This window comes from Caulobacter sp. P1_D6 (genome assembly GCF_056406095.1).
Genome location: NZ_JBFUAW010000043.1, coordinates 1 through 13,737 on the forward strand (window position 1 = coordinate 1; position 13,737 = coordinate 13,737).

The 13,737-nt window shown below is 70.2% G+C and carries 12 protein-coding genes; 4 read left to right on the plus strand and 8 right to left on the minus strand.

Features of this window, described 5'->3' with window-relative positions:
- Window positions 1-90 precede the first annotated feature (90 nt).
- Window positions 91-2,964, minus strand: coding sequence for a bifunctional [glutamine synthetase] adenylyltransferase/[glutamine synthetase]-adenylyl-L-tyrosine phosphorylase (locus AC1DYP_RS20955; protein ID WP_477047987.1), 2,874 nt, complete (start codon window positions 2,962-2,964; stop codon window positions 91-93).
- 134 nt (window positions 2,965-3,098) lie between these two features.
- Here AC1DYP_RS20955 and AC1DYP_RS20960 point away from each other — a divergent pair, with 134 nt between their 5' ends.
- The 4 genes from AC1DYP_RS20960 to AC1DYP_RS20975 all read left to right on the plus strand — a co-directional run bounded on the left by AC1DYP_RS20960 (window position 3,099) and on the right by AC1DYP_RS20975 (window position 6,624).
- Window positions 3,099-4,628, plus strand: a complete 1,530-nt coding sequence (locus tag AC1DYP_RS20960) for a hypothetical protein (RefSeq protein WP_477047963.1) — start codon at window positions 3,099-3,101, stop codon at window positions 4,626-4,628.
- A gap of 76 nt (window positions 4,629-4,704) precedes the next feature.
- Window positions 4,705-5,073, plus strand: a complete 369-nt coding sequence (locus AC1DYP_RS20965) for a BlaI/MecI/CopY family transcriptional regulator (RefSeq protein WP_477031883.1) — start codon at window positions 4,705-4,707, stop codon at window positions 5,071-5,073.
- Complete coding sequence (locus AC1DYP_RS20970; RefSeq protein ID WP_477031882.1) at window positions 5,063-5,965, plus strand: M56 family metallopeptidase; 903 nt, start codon at window positions 5,063-5,065, stop codon at window positions 5,963-5,965. Before AC1DYP_RS20965 ends, AC1DYP_RS20970 begins: the two co-directional genes overlap by 11 nt.
- A gap of 110 nt (window positions 5,966-6,075) precedes the next feature.
- Window positions 6,076-6,624, plus strand: coding sequence for a hypothetical protein (locus tag AC1DYP_RS20975; RefSeq protein ID WP_477047964.1), 549 nt, complete (start codon window positions 6,076-6,078; stop codon window positions 6,622-6,624).
- A gap of 155 nt (window positions 6,625-6,779) precedes the next feature.
- Here AC1DYP_RS20975 and AC1DYP_RS20980 read toward each other — a convergent pair whose 3' ends face one another.
- The 7 genes from AC1DYP_RS20980 to AC1DYP_RS21010 all read right to left on the minus strand — a co-directional run bounded on the left by AC1DYP_RS20980 (window position 6,780) and on the right by AC1DYP_RS21010 (window position 13,733).
- On the minus strand, window positions 6,780-8,186 hold the full coding sequence (locus AC1DYP_RS20980) for a sensor histidine kinase (RefSeq protein WP_477047965.1): 1,407 nt from the start codon (window positions 8,184-8,186) through the stop codon (window positions 6,780-6,782).
- 3 nt (window positions 8,187-8,189) lie between these two features.
- The gene (locus AC1DYP_RS20985) at window positions 8,190-8,504 is read right to left on the minus strand and encodes a type II toxin-antitoxin system RelE/ParE family toxin (protein WP_477031879.1); all 315 of its coding nucleotides are present in this window, start codon (window positions 8,502-8,504) and stop codon (window positions 8,190-8,192) included.
- A 6-nt stretch (window positions 8,505-8,510) separates the two neighbouring features.
- Window positions 8,511-8,729, minus strand: coding sequence for a hypothetical protein (locus AC1DYP_RS20990; protein ID WP_477047966.1), 219 nt, complete (start codon window positions 8,727-8,729; stop codon window positions 8,511-8,513).
- A 44-nt stretch (window positions 8,730-8,773) separates the two neighbouring features.
- Window positions 8,774-9,445: a response regulator transcription factor gene (locus AC1DYP_RS20995; protein WP_477031877.1), complete on the minus strand. Its 672-nt coding sequence runs from the start codon at window positions 9,443-9,445 to the stop codon at window positions 8,774-8,776.
- 132 nt (window positions 9,446-9,577) lie between these two features.
- Window positions 9,578-11,149 (minus strand): trypsin-like peptidase domain-containing protein, encoded by a 1,572-nt coding sequence (locus AC1DYP_RS21000; protein ID WP_477047967.1) that lies wholly within the window; start codon window positions 11,147-11,149, stop codon window positions 9,578-9,580.
- A gap of 146 nt (window positions 11,150-11,295) precedes the next feature.
- Window positions 11,296-11,760, minus strand: a complete 465-nt coding sequence (locus AC1DYP_RS21005) for a cytochrome c-type biogenesis protein (protein WP_477031875.1) — start codon at window positions 11,758-11,760, stop codon at window positions 11,296-11,298.
- Window positions 11,757-13,733: a heme lyase CcmF/NrfE family subunit gene (locus AC1DYP_RS21010; RefSeq protein WP_477047968.1), complete on the minus strand. Its 1,977-nt coding sequence runs from the start codon at window positions 13,731-13,733 to the stop codon at window positions 11,757-11,759. The genes AC1DYP_RS21005 and AC1DYP_RS21010 overlap by 4 nt, the downstream gene beginning before the upstream one ends.
- Window positions 13,734-13,737: the final 4 nt, after the last annotated feature.

Sequence of the window (13,737 nt, forward strand, 5' to 3'; positions counted from 1 at the left end):
GGGAGTGATCGGCAGCCGGCTTCGACCCGGATCGACGATCCGACAACTCCCCCCACCGGCCTTCGGTCGCCTCCCCCACAGGGGGAGGGCCTATTTAACCACCGCCTCGAACGCCCCCCGCGCCTCGACCTTCGCCTTGGCCAGCTTCGTCTTCAGAGACCGGAACTCCCGCACGCCTCCGGCCCGCGCCAGCAGGGTCCGGAACGCCTTCGGCTCGGTGTCCGGGTCATGCCCGTCCTCCAGCGCCACCTTCAGCAGTTGCGACAGGTCCTGCTCCAGCCGCCACGCGGCCTCCAACGCCGCCAAGGCCGCCGGATCCCCCAGCCCCGCGCGTCCCAGGGCCGCCAGGGCCTCGCCGGTGTTCTGCGCCAGCGGACCGCCGGCCGCCGCGTGGACCAGCTGCAGGAACTGGGCGGCGAACTCGATGTCGACCAGGCCGCCGGGGGTGAGCTTCAGGTCCCAGTCGCCCTTGCCGGGCCGCTCGTCCTCCATCAGCTGGCGCATCTCCAGCACGTCGACGGCGGTCTTCCTCGGGTCGCGCGCCCGACGCAGGGCGGCGGCGATCGCGCCTTCCGCCCGCGCCTGGAAGTCCGGCGACGACGCCCAGATCACCCGGGCCCGCGTCAGGGCCTGCAGCTCCCAGGTCTCGGCCTCGCGCTCGTAATAGTCCTCGAAGGCCGCATAGCTGACCGCCACCGGCCCCTTGGTGCCCGACGGCCGCAGCTTCAGGTCAACCTCGTAGAGCGTGCCCTCTCCGGTCGGAGCCGACAGGGCCGAGGTCAGGCGCTGGGTGAACCGGGCGTAGAAGCTCTCGGCGCCCCAGGCCTTCACGGCCGAAATGCCGGCCGGATCGTCGGCGGCGTAGAGCGTCATCAGGTCCAGGTCCGACTTGACGGTCATCTCGCGCGAGCCGGCCTTGCCCAGGGCGACGACGGCCACCTGGCCCGGGAATTCGCCGCCGAGCCGCTCGACTTCGGCCAGGGCGGCGGGGGCCAGCCCGCGGACGATCACGTCGGCCAGGTCGGCGAAGGCCGCACCGGCGTCGCGCGCACCGGCCGTGCCGCTGATCACCCGCACCCCGATCCGGAAACTCTGGTCGCGGAACAGCCGCCGCGCCGCGTCCATCGCCCCCTCGAAATCGGCAGGATCCCAGGGCGCGTCCTTGGGCATCTCCATCGGCCCGAAGAAGGCCGGGTCCAATAGCGCGTCCAGCGCCGTCGGACGCCGCGCCAGGGTGCTGGCCAGACGCGGGGCGAAGGCCATGACCTCGACGATCAGCTCGAACAATCGCGGCTGAGCCAGGAACAGCGACTGGATCTGCACCCCGCTGCTCAAGGACGAGAAGAAGTCGCCGAACCGGTTGAAGGCGTCGTCCGAGGCGCCGGTCGCGTTGGCGGCGTCCAGCAGGCGCGGCGCCAAGCGGGTGAACAGCTCGCGCCCCCGCGCGGTGCGGGTGGCGGCGATGTGGCCGTGGTGCCAGCCGCGGATGGTGGCGGCCACCCGTTCGGGGTGGGAGAAGCCCATGCGCTTGAGCGTGGCCAAGGTCTCCGGATCGTCCTCGACGCCGGTGAACACCAGGCTGCCGAACCGCGACGACAGCTCCTCCTCGCCCTTGAACAGCGCGCCGTAGCGGCGGTTCACGCCCTTGAGGATCTGGCCGACCACGGCGTCGAAACTGCGCAGCGCCGCGTGGCCCCACAGGGCCGCCACCTTCTTGCGGTCGGCGTCGGACTCCGGAAGCTTGTGGGTCTGGTCGTCGGCGATCATCTGGGCCCGGTGCTCCAGGGCGCGCAGGTCGCGATAGGCCTTGATCAGATAGTCGCGGTCCTCGGGCGTGACGTGCCCCGCGTCCGACAGGGCGGCCAGGGCCTCCAGGGTGCGCGGGCTGCGCAGGTCGGGATGACGGCCGCCCAGGATCAGTTGCTGGGTCTGGACGAAGAACTCGATCTCGCGGATGCCGCCGCGCCCCAGCTTCAGGTCCGCGCCCTTGGCGGTCAGCCGGTCGTCCACCTTGTAGGCGTGGATCTGGCGCTTGATCGAGTGGATATCGGCGATGGCCGCGAAGTCGAGGTTCTTGCGCCAGATGAACGGCTGCAGCTCGGCCAGGAACGCCTCGCCCTGCGCGAAGTCGCCGGCGCAGATCCGCGCCTTGATGTGCGCCGCCCGCTCCCAGTTCTGGCCGACGCTCTCGTAGTAATCGAGGGCCGCGTCGATCGGCATGGCCGGCGGGGTCGAGGACGGATCCGGGCGCAGCCGCAGGTCGATGCGGAACACGTAGCCGTCGACCGTCCGCTCGGCCAGCAGCCGGCCCAGGTGGTTGGCGATGCGCACCGCCACGCCCTGCGGCTCGACGCCCTCCGCCACCGGCAGGGCCTCGGGCGCATAGAAGATCGAGAAGTCGATGTCGCTGGAATAGTTGAGCTCGAAGGCCCCGTGCTTGCCCATGGCGATGCAGAACAGGCCCGGCGCCGGGCCGTCCGGTCCCTCGCCCACATGGGTCAGGGCGCCGCGCGCCACCTCCAGCCGCACGGCCTGGGCCAGCGAGGCGTGCAGGGTGGCGTCGGCGAAGCGGGTCAGGGCCCCCGTCACCGCGTCCAGGTCCCAGACCCCGCCCAGGTCGCACAGGGCGGTCAGCAGGTGCAGGTCGGCCTTCAGCTCGCGCATCGTCCGGCGGGCGGTCTCGAAGTCAGGTTCGGCGCCCACGGCTTCGGCTTCGGTCAGGACACGGGCCAGCCGCTGATCGGGATCGCCATCGAGGATCGAGGGCAGCCGCTTGGCGTCGCGTCGCGCCAGGCCCGCCAGATAGGGCGAGGCGGCGAACACCGGCGCCAGGGCGGGCCAGGCGGCCTCGACCAGGGGCGCGGCCTCGCCGACCCGCCGCGTGATCGCCTCGTGCGCCCGCTCGGCGGCCTTGGGATCGACGACGGGGCCGCAGGGGGTGAGACGTTCGAGCAGGCGAGTCATGGCCGCCACTGTGGCGCGGTGGAACGGCGAGGTCATCTGTTGGACTTCAAAAAATGGGTTGTCGAGCGCGCGCGTCGAACCTCAACCTTAGATATGCGCGCGAGACACAGTGCGCCGAGGGTGGGGAAACGGACATGAAGACAATCGTGCGCGGCCTGGTGGCCCTGCTGTTCCTGGTCGTTTGCCGACCGGCCCTGGCGGCCGACACCTGGCTCAAGGCCCAGACCCAGCACTTCAACGTCTATGGCGAGATCAAGGAGTCCGACCTGCGGACGGCCGCCTCCGACCTCGAACGCTATCACCGCCTGCTGGCGGCCGTGATGAAGGTCGACGACAAGGCCGCCGTCGCCCGGCTGGACATCTATCTGGTCGGCGGGCGCGACGACCTGCAGAAGGTCGAGCCGGGCCTGGATCGCGCGGTCGCCGGCTTCTACCGAGCGGGGCCCGGCGGTCGCGCCGCCTTCGTCTCCTGGAACAGCGTCGACCGCGACCAGGCGCGACTGATCCTCCAGCACGAATACGCCCACCACTTCATGCGCCAGTACTTCAGCTGGTCCTATCCGCTCTGGTTCACCGAGGGCTTCGCCGAGTACTTCGCGCCCACCCTCGTCAAGGGCGACACGATCCAGCTGGGCGGGGTCGACGACGGACGCGTGCGCGCGCTGGAGAAGCAGCCGTGGATGTCGATGGACGCCTTGCTGGACGCGCGGCAGAGCATCACGCGCGGCGGGATGGTCTACGCCCAGGGCTGGCTGCTGACCCACTATCTGCTGCGCGACACGGATCGCGCCGGCCAGTTGCAAGCCTATTTCGCCGCCCTGCGCGCGGGCCAGGCCGAGCCCGAAGCCTTCGCCGCCGCCTTCAAGACCGACAAGGCCGCCCTGCAAAGGCAGCTGACCACCTATGCCCGCTCCGGCATGACCTTGACGGTCATCCCGATCAAGCCCCTGGCCCCGACCGACGTGGTCGTCACCCCCCTGCCGCCCTCGGCCGACGACCTGCTGCTGGACTCGCTGCGGCTGATCCGCGGCCGGCGCGGCGAGAGCGACGGCCAGGCCGCCGACGCGCTGAAGACCATCGAGACGAAGGCCGCCAAGTATCCGGGCGATCCCCTGGCTGTCCGCACCCTGGCCCACGCCCAGCAGGTGTTCGGCGACCCGACTGTCGCGGTCCAGATGCTGAGCGGCTCCGAGGCGACCAAGTCCGACGCCTACGCCCAGTACCTGCTGGGCGTCTCGTGGCTGAGCGTCGGCAAGCGCGACCCGGCCCGGCTGGCCGAGGCCACCACCGAGGGCAAGAAGGCGCTGGCCCGCGCCCTGAAGCTGGACCCGACCTTCTATCCGGCGCTCTACCGCTATTCCCGCACCCTGCCGGCGGGCAGCGAGCAGGTGCTCGACGCCCTGGTCCAGGCCCATCTGATGGCCCCGCAGGTCGAGGAGATCCGCATCGACGCTGTGATCGCCCTGCTCCGCAAGGGCGAGTACGACACCGCCGACTCCCTGATCGAGCCGCTGGCCCAGGCGCCTCACCTGAGCCTCAACGTCGCGATCGCCCAGGTGCTGCGCGACAAGGCCCTGGCCCATCAGGCCCCGGCCAGCGACCAGGCCATGGTCGCCGAGGCGCGGGCGCGGCTGGAGACCCTGAAGGCGCAAGCCAAGCCCTGACGCCCCGCCCCGGAAACGTGGTCGCTTGACAGTCGATGTTACAGGCGTAATCGTTGGCGTCGGAGATCGGAACGCCATGAACATCACTCAGGCCGAAAGCCGCATCATGGAGGCGCTCTGGACGCGCCAGCCCCTGACGGTGGACGAAATCATGGCCGAGGTCGCCGAGCCGCAGGGCTGGGGCGAGGCGACGGTCAAGACGCTGATCAACCGGCTTCTGAAGCGCAAGGCGATCCGCTCGGACCGCATCGAGGGCCGGGCGCGCTACGCCCCGATCATCCAGCGCGCCGACTATGTGCAGGCCGAGAGCCAGAGCCTTCTCAACCGCCTGTTCGACGGACAGCTGACGCCGCTGGTGGCGCACTTCGCCCAACACCGCGCGCTGTCCAACGACGAGATCAAGCAACTGAAGACTCTGATCGAGGGTCTCGAAGATGGTCGCTGAACTGCTGGCCCTGACTCTGCTGCGCACCCAGGCGGCCGCCGCCGCGGCGGTGCTGCTGGTGCTGTTGCTGCGCGGTCCGACCCGCAAGGTGATCGGCGCGCGCCTGGCCTACCGCCTGTGGGCCCTGGTGCCCGTCGCGGCGATCGCCACAGTGTTCCCCAGCCTGTCGGAGACCCTGGGTTCGGGCCTGCCGGCCTCGCTGATGGGCGAGGAGCGCGCGGTTCTGCTGCTGGCCGTCTGGCTGGCCGGCGGCGTCGCCCTGGCGACGGCCATCCTGCTGCAGGAGCGCGCCTTCCGGGCCCGCGCCGAGGCCGGCCGCGCCGGTCCGGCGGTGATGGGCGTGTTCTGGCCCCGGGTCGTGCTGCCGTCCGACTTCGCCACCCGCTTCGAGGAGCAGGCCCGCAAGATGGTCGACCTGCACGAGCGGGCCCACATCAAGCGCGGCGATCCCGTGGCCAATCTGGTCATCGCCGGGATCCAGGTGCTGGGCTGGTGCAACCCGCTGGTCCATGTCGGCGCCCTGTGCGCCCGGCTGGACCAGGAGATGGCCTGCGACGCCACCGTCCTGAGCCTGCGCCCCGATCTGCGCCGCACCTATGCCGAGGCCCTCGTCGAGGCCCACACCCGGCGCACCGGTTCGGCCCTGGCCTGCTTCTTCGCGGCCCATCCGCTGTTGCTGCGGGTCAAGCTGCTGGGCCGTCCCGAGCCGAGCTATCGCCGCCAGACGGCGGGCGCGGCGGCGATCTTCCTGCTGGCGATCATCACCGCCGGCGGCGTCTGGACCGTCACGCCGCGCGGTCCCGTGCCGCAGTACGAGACCTCGTGGCCCGGCCGCTTCGTCGGCGACACCCCGGCCGACGGCATCACCCTGCCCGTCCTGAACAGCCACTAGGCCGCCCTCGCCGCCTAGCCCTGACGTCGCGCTTGCCTTGACGCTGTAGATTACATCTGTAACTTCTATAATCTACAGATGTAAACCAGCTTCGACCTGGGGGAGCGGACATGGCCTTCATCCTGCGGATGCCCGAGCGGCGCGGCCGTGGCGCCCGACACAAGGCCTTGGCTGTCCGGGCGTTCGACGTCCTGGTCATGGGGCTGATCGTGCTGGGCGTCGGGCTGATGCTGATGTTCTTCGTCCAGTACGAGATGAAGGTCGAACCCAAGCGCCCCGCCACGGGCTCGCGGCTGGTCGCCGCCAAGTCGATGGCGCGGGTGCGCTGGGCCAGCGTCAAGCCGCGGCTGATCGCCCGCCTGGACCAGCCGCACGCCCTGGAGCTGGGCCGGGTCTGGGCGCGCCGCGACGGCCGGGTCTGCGGCCTGGTCAACGGCTGGGGCAGCTTCGGCGGCCTGACCGGCATGACCCGCTTCTACGCCCAGGGCGACGAGCCGGTGTTCAAGCAGGACGGCGGGGCCGGCTTCGAGGAAGAGTGGTGGGCCTGCAAGCGCGACCGCTACGTGATCATCCGCGAGGGCTCGGAGGAGACGGGGTTCTGCCCGACCAGGCTGGGCCGGGAGCGGTGCTATGACGTCGTGTACGGGCGGCCGGAATAGGTCCGGGCGGCTGGCGCCTGCCCCCTGCGGGTCGCTTCGCGACCGTCTTCCCCCACAGGGGGAAGAGGACGCCGTGCGCCGGAGCCTTCGCCCCCTATGGGGGCGGAAAGACGGCGAAGCCGTCAGGTGGGGGCAAGTCAGTGAGCCACGCCCCCCTACTCCACCCGCGGCAGCACCAACGCCACCCGCAGGCCCGGACCGAAGCCGCCGTACTCGCCCGGCCCCTCGGCCAGCTCCAGCCGGCCGCCGTGCGAGGCGGCCACCGCCTGGACCAGCGACAGGCCCAGCCCCGCCCCCGGCTCGCTGCGGCTGTTCTCCAGCCGCACGAAGCGCTGGACCACGCGGGCGCGGTCGGCCTCGGGCACGCCGGGGCCGGTGTCGGTGACCGAGAACTCCAGGTCGCCGGACGAGGTGCGCCGGGCGCGCAGCATCACCGCCCCGCCCTCGGGCGTGTACTTGATGGCGTTGTCCAGCAGGTTGGCCAGGGCCTGGGCGATGAACTCGCGATTGCCCCGGATGCTGAGCGCCGGGACGATCTCGGCCTTGAAGTCCAGGCCCTTGTCCTCGCAGCTGGCCTCGTAGAGCTCGGCCATGTCCGAGGCCAGTTCGCTGGCGTCGAAGCTTTCCTGGTTCGGCGCCTCGCCGGCCGCCTGCAGGCGCGCGATGGCCAACACGGCGTTGAAGGTCTTGAGCACGCCGTCGGCGTCCATCAGCGCCGTCTCCAGCGCCGCCATCGGATCGCCCTTGCCGTTCTCGGCGTCGATCAGGGCCACCTCCATGCGGGCGCGCAGGCGCGTCAAGGGCGAGCGCAGGTCGTGGGCGATGGCGTCGCCGGCGTGGCGCAGGCCGCCCATCAGCCGCTCGATGCGGTCGAGCATGTCGTTCAGGCCCTCGGCCAGCTCATCATACTCGTCGCGGGTGCCGCGCACCCTCGCCCGGGCGTGCAAGTCGCCGGCCCGCACCGCGTTCACGACATCGACCAGGCCCTGCATGCTGCGCGAGACATTGCGGCTGATCAGCACCCCGCCCGCCAAGCCCAGGATGATGACCAGCGCCCCGGCCCCGCGCAGCGCCCGGACGATCTTCATCACATAGCCTTCCGACTCCTGGACGTCGGCCCCGACGAACAGGGCCTCGCCGCCGGAGAGGCGCTCCTGCACGCCCCGCGCCGCGCGCTTGACCTCGGCGCCGTCGATGTCGGTCTCGGTGAGCTTGAAGGTCTCCCAGGTCGGGCCCGGGCCTTCGAAGTCGTCGATCGGCGACTCCTCGATCGAGCCCGAGATCCGCTTGCCGTCCTTGTCAAGCAGCAGGTACAGGAACGGCCGCTCGCCGGTGGCCCGCTCGACGATGGTCTGGTTCAGGGCGTTGATCCCGCCCACCCGGTAGGCGGCCTCAAGGCTCTCCATCTCGCGGGTGATGTCGGCGTCGGCGCGGCGGTTCACCTCGCCGGCGGTGGCGATGTAGATGTAGCCCAGGAACGCGCTGGCGGCCGCCGCGAACAGGGCCAGGAACAGCAGGGTCAGCCGGAACGGCGTCGATCGGATCAGGCGCGGCAGGCGCATGGGCTAGCTCTTCTTGCCCATGAGGGCGGCGATGTCTCGGCGACTGTCGAGGATGCGGAGCACGAGAATTCCGCGATCCTCCGCGAGAGGCTCGTAGACCACAAGCCATGGCGGTACTGAAAACGATCTCGGCTCGCCCACGAAATCGGCTCTGACACGTCCCAGCCCCGGGCGGGCGGCAAGCCGTTCGAGCGTCCGTTCAATTCTGAAGATGACGCCGCGGGCTCGGCTCGCACCGTCACGCCGCGCGATCCAGATGAAGACATCCTCCGCGTCGACGACGGCCTTCGCGCTTCTGACAACCGTCGGCGGGACCATTCCGGACTATTGATCTTCCTCAGCCATGCGCTTCAAGGCGCCGGCGATGATCTCCTCGGAGTTCCAAGGCTCGGCCTTGCCTTCCGCGAATTCCTGACGCGCCTCACGCAGAGATTCGTTAATGGCCTCGCGATTGCGCGCTATCCAGGCGTCCATCTCGGCCTCGGAAAGCTCGGGGCCGAAGTCGGCTTCATCGTCAGGAACGGGCTGGGTCAGCTTGTTCATGCCACGAGCCTAACACGGGTCGGCCGACCGCCAAACCGCGCCGCCTACGGATCGAGCCGGTAGCCCGCCCCGCGAACGGTCTGCAGCATGGCCCGGTCAAAGCCCTTGTCGATCTTCGAGCGCAGGCGCGAGATGTGCACGTCGATGACGTTGGTCTGCGGGTCGAAGTGGTATTCCCACACCTTCTCCAGCAGCATGGTGCGGGTCACCGACTGGCCGGCGTGGCGCATCATGAATTCCAGCAGCTGGAATTCGCGGGGCTGGAGATCGATCTCCTTGCCCTGGCGATGGACCGTCCGGTTGATCAGGTTCATTTCCAGTTCGCCCACCTTGAGGGTGGTCGCGACCGCGCCCGTCTCGCGGCGACGCGACAGGGCGTCGACCCGGGCCATCAGCTCGGCGAAGGCGTAGGGCTTGACCAGATAGTCGTCCGCGCCGGCCCGCAGGCCCACGACGCGGTCGTTGATCTCGCCCAGAGCCGAAAGGAACAGAACCGGCGTCTGGTCGCCCTCGCGGCGCAGGGTCTCGACCACCTCGACGCCGTTCTTCTTGGGCATCATGCGGTCGACGATCATCACGTCGAAGCCGCCCTTGCCCGCCTCGGTCAGGCCGGCCTCGCCGTCAGGGGCGTGGACGCAATCGTAGCCGGCCTCGGTCAGGCCGTGGCGCATCGCCGCCGCCGCCTCGAGATCGTCTTCGATGATCAGAATACGCATGCCAGATCCCCAGATGCACGAAAGGGCGTCATCGTGCGAATCGATGACGCCCTCTGTCGTGTCGTCGTCACGTCCCCGAGATGGTGACGTGATCCGCGCGCGGGCGAAAGCCCCCGCGTATCCGCGTTACCCTTACGGCGCGATCTTCAGCGGCACGATCGTCGGACGACCGGCGCGGATGATGCGCAGGTTGACGCTGGGGCGCTGCAGCTTCTTGGCCGCTTCCACCGCCGAGGCCACTTGCGAGGCCGAGGTGACGGGGTCGCCGTTGACGCTGGTCAGCACGTCGCCCTTGCGCAGGCCCTTCTCGCCGGCGTCGGAATTGGCCTTAACGCCGTCGATGAGGACGCCGCGAACGGTCGCGTCGATGCTGTAGGTGCGACGGGCCGCGTCGTCGATCGGCGCCAGGCTCATGCCCAGGGCTTCCGACTTCTGGACCTGCGGCTTGGTCGGCGTGTCGGCGCCGCCCTCGTCGCTGTCGTCGTCGCTGAGCGCCAGCTCCTTCTCGGTCGGACGCACGCCCGACTTGATGTCGACCGTGCGGGGCTTGCCGCCGCGCAGGACCGACAGCTTCAGGGTGTCGCCGGGACGGCCCTTGGCCACTTCGCGGGTCAGCTCCGAACCGCTCTTGATCGGCACGCCGTTGACGGCGGTGATCACGTCCTCGGGCATCAGGCCGCCCTTCTGGGCAGGACCGCCGTCCAGCACGTCGGCGACGATCGCGCCCTTGATCTCGCCCAGACCCTGGGCTTCGGCCATTTCCTTGGTGAAGGGCTGGATCTGCGCGCCGATATAGCCGCGCACCACCTTGCCGCCGCTGATCAGCTGCTTGGCGGTGGCTTCGGCCACGTCGGCGGGGATGGCGAAGCCGATGCCCACCGAGCCGCCGGTCGGCGAGAAGATCGCGGTGTTGACCCCGATCACCCGGCCGTAGATGTCGAACGACGGACCGCCCGAGTTGCCCCGGTTGATCGGCGCGTCGATCTGGATGTAGTCGACGAAGGTCGACGAGCTGTCGCCCAGGTCGCGGTTATAGGCCGAGATGATGCCGGCCGTGGCGGTGCCGCCCAGGCCGAATGGATTGCCGATGGTGATCACCCAGTCGCCGACCCGCGGCTTGGCCTGGTTCTCGAAGTTCACAAACGGGAACGCCGCGCCCTTGGCCTTGGGGTCGACCACCTTCAGGACCGCCAGGTCGGTGCCTTCGTCGCGGCCGACCACCGTGGCCTTCAACTCGCGGCCGTCCTTCAGGACGACGTTGATGCCGTCGTCGTCAGCGTCGGCGACGACGTGGTTGTTGGTCACCAGATAGCCGTCGGCCGAGATGAAGAAGCCCGAGCCCGAGGACTGCTGCTTGGGGCCCGGAGCGGCTTCCTCGCCCTCCTCGCCCGGCTTCTGGCCGCGCGGCACGATGTCGAAGCCTTCCAGGCCGGGGATGCGCAGGCGCGGGGCCGCGGCGGCCTTGGACGTCACGTCGATCTGCACCACGGCGGGCGAGACCTGTTCGAAGATGTCGGCGAACGACATCGGCGCGCCGGGAGGCGGCGCGAACATCGGAGCGGGCGCGCCCGAGGTGCGAACCACCTGGGCCGGCTCGGCGGCGCCCGCGGGCGCCATGCGCATGCCGACCCCGGCCAGCGCCGCGCAGGCCACGCCCGCGCCGGCGACCGCACCGACAAAGAAACCAGACTTCCTAGCAGCCATCTTAACGTCTTTCCTCACCCACGGCGCGCGGCGCCGGGTCCTTGGCTTGAGAACCTAGTTGCGCTGGCGAAAGGCGCAATGGTCTTCGAAGAGATCATGCGTCCACGCTCAAGATGGTCTTGCGGCGTCTTCGCGGCGCAATCGTGTCATTCGTCCTTCAACAACACCTGAAGACGCGCTTCCTCCACCTGGGAAAGTGTCTGCGCATCTTCACCGTCCGCGACCGACGCGGTCCGCCGACGCAGGAGCAGCGCCATCAGCACGCCGCCCAAGATCAACGCAATCCCAGGCGTGGCCCAGAGCAGCGCGTTGCCCAGCGAGAACGGCGGCTTGAGCAGCACGAACTCGCCATAGCGCTCCACCAGGAACGCGCGGATCTGCTTGTCGCTGCGTCCCTGCTTCACTTGGTCGCGTACGACCTGTCGCAGGTCGCCCGCCAGGTCGGCTTCGGAATCGTCGATCGACTCGTTCTGGCAGACCAGGCAGCGCACCTCGCGGAAGATCTCGCGGGCCCGGGCTTCCTGGACGGGATCGGGCAGGCGCTCGGCCGGGTCGGCGGCGGCGCCGGCCATGCAGGCGATGGCGGCCAGGGCGATCAGGAGGCGCTTCACGCCGCCGTCTCCGCGCGCTTCGCCACGCCGAACCGCAGCCGGCGGTCCGACAGCGAGACCAGGCCGCCGATCGCCATGACCAGCGGGCCCAGGAAGATCAGCCGCACCCACGGATTGACGAAGGCCCGCACCAGCCAGGCCGGCTGGCCGCCCGCGCCTTCCCGGCGCTCGCCCAGCACCACGTAGAGATCGTCCAGCACCTTGGGGCAGATCGCCACTTCCGAGGTGGTCTGCTTGCCGGTCGGGTAGAAGCGGCGCTCAGGCTTGGCTTCGCACACCAGGGCCCCGGCCTTGGTGATCGTCACGATCCCGCGCTCGGCGATGTAGTTGCCGCCTTCCACCGTGCCGACGTCGGTCAGGACCAGCTCATAGGCGCCCAGCTTCAGCTGCCCGCCCACGCTCAGGGCCTGGGCCGCCTCGACCCGCCAGGTGGTCTCGAACGAGGCGCCCAGCACGAAGATCCCCAGGCCCGCGTGGGCCAGGGTGGTGCCCCAGGCGCCGCGCGGCAGGCCGGTCAGGCGGCGGCGCACCTCGGCCCAAGGGGCGCGGAAGGCCTTCACCCGCTCGCCCAGCTCCAGCACCGCGCCACCGATCAGCCAGAAGCCGACGACGAGGCCGGCGCTGGCCAGGGCGCTGCGCGGGGCGACGACGGCGAAGGCCACCAGCCCCAGGATCGCGGCCAGCGCCAGGGCCAGCCACAGGCGGCGGACCACCAGGCGGGCGTCGCCGCGCTTCCAGGCCAGCAGCGGCCCGGCCGGCAGCACGGCCATGGCCAGGATCATCAGCGGCACGAACGTCATGTTGAAGAACGGCGCGCCCACCGACACCGCCTCGCCGTCCGTCGCTTCGCGGATCAGCGGGAACAGGGTGCCGACCAGCACCACCGCGGTGGCCGTCGACAGGATGATGTTGTTCAGGACGATGGCGCTCTCGCGGCTGACCGGGGCGAACAGGCCGCCGCTGTTCAAGCTGGGCGCGCGCACGGCGAACAGGAAGAAGCCGGCCCCGGCCGCGATGCCCAGGATGCTCAGCAGCAGGATCCCACGCGCGGGATCGACGGCGAAGGCGTGGACGCTGGTCAGCACGCCCGAACGCACCAGGAAGGCGCCCAGCATCGAGAAGGTGAAGGCGGCCAGGCCCAGGAACACCGTCCAGCCCGGCAGGGCGCCGCGCTTTTCCAGCACCACGGCCGAATGCAGCAGGGCCGTGCCGATCAGCCAGGGCATGAAGCTGGCGTTCTCGACCGGGTCCCAGAACCACCAGCCGCCCCAGCCCAGTTCGTAATAGGCCCAGAAGGCGCCCAGGGTGATGCCGACGGTCAGGAAGCTCCAGGCCGCCAGGGTCCAGGGCCGCACCCAGCGGGCCCAGGCCGCGTCGACCCGGCCCTCGATCAGGGCCGCCATCGAGAACGAGAACACCACCGAGAATCCGACATAGCCGCAGTAGAGGAACGGCGGGTGGAAGGCCAAGGCCGGGTCCTGCAGCAGCGGATTCAGCGACGCGCCCTCGACCGGCGCGTCGAACAGCCGGGTCATCGGGTTGGAGGCGAAGACGGTGTAGGCCAGGAACAGCACGCCCAGCGCGCCTTGGGTCGCCACGGCGTAGGCCCGCAGGCGCGGCGGCAAGGCCTCGCCGAAGCTGGCCACGGCCGCGCCGTAGCCGGTCAGCACCAGGCACCACAGCAGCATCGAGCCCTCGTGGCTGCCCCAGGCGCCGGCCACCTTGTAGAGCATCGGCTTGGCGGTGTGGGAGTTGGCCGCGACGTTGGCCACCGAGAAGTCCGACACCACGAAGGCATGGACCAGGGCCAGGAAGGTCAGGGCCGTGCAGAGGAAGGCCCCGACCGCCGCGCCGCGTCCGGCCCCGGCCAGCAGCGACGAGCGCCGCGCGCCGCCCACCGCCGACAGGATCAGCTGCAGCACCGACAGGACCAGGGCCAGGACGAGGGCGTAGGCGCCGAATTCGGTGATCATGCGA

Bases quoted from the DNA above. Each gene is read 5' to 3' on its own strand.
- AC1DYP_RS20955 (WP_477047987.1), bottom strand. From the start codon at position 2,964: ATGACTCGCCTGCTCGAACGTCTCACCCCCTGCGGCCCCGTCGTCGAT.
- AC1DYP_RS20960 (WP_477047963.1), top strand. From the start codon at position 3,099: ATGAAGACAATCGTGCGCGGCCTGGTGGCCCTGCTGTTCCTGGTCGTT.
- AC1DYP_RS20965 (WP_477031883.1), top strand. From the start codon at position 4,705: ATGAACATCACTCAGGCCGAAAGCCGCATCATGGAGGCGCTCTGGACG.
- AC1DYP_RS20970 (WP_477031882.1), top strand. From the start codon at position 5,063: ATGGTCGCTGAACTGCTGGCCCTGACTCTGCTGCGCACCCAGGCGGCC.
- AC1DYP_RS20975 (WP_477047964.1), top strand. From the start codon at position 6,076: ATGGCCTTCATCCTGCGGATGCCCGAGCGGCGCGGCCGTGGCGCCCGA.
- AC1DYP_RS20980 (WP_477047965.1), bottom strand. From the start codon at position 8,186: ATGCGCCTGCCGCGCCTGATCCGATCGACGCCGTTCCGGCTGACCCTG.
- AC1DYP_RS20985 (WP_477031879.1), bottom strand. From the start codon at position 8,504: ATGGTCCCGCCGACGGTTGTCAGAAGCGCGAAGGCCGTCGTCGACGCG.
- AC1DYP_RS20990 (WP_477047966.1), bottom strand. From the start codon at position 8,729: ATGAACAAGCTGACCCAGCCCGTTCCTGACGATGAAGCCGACTTCGGC.
- AC1DYP_RS20995 (WP_477031877.1), bottom strand. From the start codon at position 9,445: ATGCGTATTCTGATCATCGAAGACGATCTCGAGGCGGCGGCGGCGATG.
- AC1DYP_RS21000 (WP_477047967.1), bottom strand. From the start codon at position 11,149: ATGGCTGCTAGGAAGTCTGGTTTCTTTGTCGGTGCGGTCGCCGGCGCG.
- AC1DYP_RS21010 (WP_477047968.1), bottom strand. From the start codon at position 13,733: ATGATCACCGAATTCGGCGCCTACGCCCTCGTCCTGGCCCTGGTCCTG.